The organism is Bacillus sp. JJ1474 (assembly GCF_036965225.1).
Lineage (GTDB): Bacteria > Bacillota > Bacilli > Bacillales > Cytobacillaceae > Cytobacillus.
Genome location: NZ_JBALPC010000075.1, coordinates 22,352 through 24,859, shown reverse-complemented (window position 1 = coordinate 24,859; position 2,508 = coordinate 22,352). Strand labels below are relative to the sequence as shown.

Annotated in this window: 2 protein-coding genes; both read left to right on the top strand. The window is 36.7% G+C overall.

Going from position 1 to position 2,508, the window contains the following annotated elements; translation table 11 throughout:
- The first annotated feature begins 97 nt into the window (after nt 1-97).
- Complete coding sequence (locus V7164_RS11055) at nt 98-280, top strand: hypothetical protein (RefSeq protein ID WP_335354095.1); 183 nt, start codon at nt 98-100, stop codon at nt 278-280.
- Nucleotides 281-494: 214 nt separating this feature from the next.
- The gene (locus tag V7164_RS11050; RefSeq protein ID WP_335354094.1) at nt 495-2,414 is read left to right on the top strand and encodes an ATP-dependent DNA helicase; all 1,920 of its coding nucleotides are present in this window, start codon (nt 495-497) and stop codon (nt 2,412-2,414) included.
- Nucleotides 2,415-2,508: the final 94 nt, after the last annotated feature.

Here is a 2,508-nt window from a genome sequence, read left to right as displayed (position 1 = left end):
GTTCTCAAACTCGAGAAAAATAATACTTTCGGAGCATAGAACCACCTGTCCTTGAATACAATAGATGTATCATTTAGAGGATCAGGAGGCCAAGCCAATGCACCATTCCAATATAGATTTTAATAAAATATCACAGGTGTTAATAAATACGATTGAAGCGGTGAAGGGGGAACAGGAATTATCATCAGCGGCACTCGAACAGTTGCAAACTGCTCAAAATGAACTTCAGCAAGCGATGTCGTTATCATTTTCATCTGTACATAAAAAGATCGGCTATTAAGAGGGGACCTGGCTGAGATGTGTCAGGTTCTTTTCTTTTATGTTTTAGTTCTTAAAGCGGCTTTTGCACTTCTTACTTGACACTTTCTCTATTTACGATACAATGATTGATGGTCTTTTGTTTAACAATGAAACAAAGATGAGATAATGATACAGGTATGAGATGAAGCGTCTATTAACAGGCGCTTAAATTTTTTCTATGTCGGAGGGGTAATATGCAAAGCAGAATGCCTTTTGCATTGTCCAAAAGTGAATCTTTTTTTGATAAATTAAGTGAATGGATCGGGGATGTTTTTTACGATATCCTGCCTGAAGCAGGCTTTGAAATGCGTGATGAACAAATTTTCATGGCATTTCAGCTTGAAAAGGCATTTAAGGAAAAGAAGGTTATATTCGCTGAAGCGGGTGTAGGTACAGGAAAGACGATTGTTTATTTGCTCTATAGCCTAGCCTATGCAAGATATATAAATAAACCAGCCATCATAGCCTGTGCAGATGAAACATTAATTGAGCAACTTGTGAAAAAAGAGGGCGATATTGCCAAGCTTGAAAAGGCACTAAACTTAAATATTGATGTACGGCTAGCGAAGTCAAGGGACCAATATCTATGTTTAAATAAGCTTGACCAATTAGTTGCAAGTGAAAATATGGATACATATAACTCGGTTTACGATCAGCTCCCTGAATTTGTCCATTCTGGTTCTTCCATGCAAAGCTTTGAAAGATATGGAGATCGAAAGGAATATCCTGAATTAACAGATGAGAAATGGAACGATATTGCATGGGATCCTTTTCAAGATTGCTTTACATGTGAAAAACGCCATCGTTGTGGACAAACTTTGAATCGTGATTTCTACAGGAATGCGAAGGATATAATTATCTGTTCCCACGATTTTTATATGGAGCATATTTGGACAAAGGAATCTAGAAAGAGAGAAGGGCAGCTTCCGCTTTTGCCGGATAGTTCTTGTGTCGTTTTCGATGAAGGTCATTTACTGGAATATGCCTCTCAAAAGGCATTAACCTATAGATTTACAGAGCAAATTCTTGAATCGCTATTAACCCGATTAATGGCCAATGATGTAAGAGAAAAGACATTGCATATGATCGATGAAACCATTATTCAAAATGAGCGATTTTTCTTTTCTCTTGAAAAGGCATCTTCTCTAGCAGAAGGTTCGGATAAAAAAACAATTAAAAAGTCTGAGATTGTCATCAAGGAAGGAAAAAAACTTCTTCAATATATTAGTTCACTTGAAGATGAGCTTGTGTTTGAAAGCGAAATGTATGTTATTAACGAATATGATTTAAAAATTGTTGAGGAGTATTTAGAACAAATATCGTATTCGCTATCCTTATTTCTAAAGGATTTGAAGGGGATCACTTGGTTCGAGGAACATGCAGGGGAAAGAACGCTCGTAATCATGCCCCGCATGGTTGAAGATATTATGAGAGAAGAAGTCTTCTCTCAACAGAAGCCATTTATTTTCTCTTCTGCGACACTTTCGGAAAATAAGTCATTTGATTATATGGCGAAAAGCTTAGGAATCGACAGCTACTTATCTTTTACCGTTTCTTCGCCATTTAATTATGATGATAATATGGTTATTAATATGCCGGCATTTAAAGAGGATTCACTTGATGAGAAAATGCAATATGTCGAAGAACAACTAGAAAAGTCTGATGGAAGAGCGTTAGTCCTTTTTACAGCAAAAGAGGAGCTTGCCAGCTTCAAAAAGAGGATTGAAGGCAAGATGAAATTCCCTGTCTATTTTGAAGGAGATGCTGAAATTAGTACGCTCGTATCTAATTTTCAAAATGAAGAGCATTCAGTACTATGCTCAGTTCATTTATGGGAAGGTTTAGACGTTCCTGGGAGATCACTTGAAAATGTCTTTATATTCTCATTGCCATTTCCTCCTCAAGATCCTGTTTTTAAAGCAAAACGTGAGGGGGCCTCTGACCCGTTTAAAGAGGTTGATTTGCCGTATATGCTTTTACGGTTAAGGCAAGGAATTGGAAGATTAATCAGAACTCATGAAGACAAAGGAAGAGTGCATATTCTTATTAAGGAAAATGAAGATAATGAAGTCCTTAAGCAAATTAAAAATGTGCTCCCAACAACGGAAGGTTAAACTAATAAAATACATCCCCTCTGCTAGTGAAAAGCAGAAGGGGATGTTTTTTAAAAGAGTTAAGAAAGCATAACATTTCTCGAGTTTGAGAACT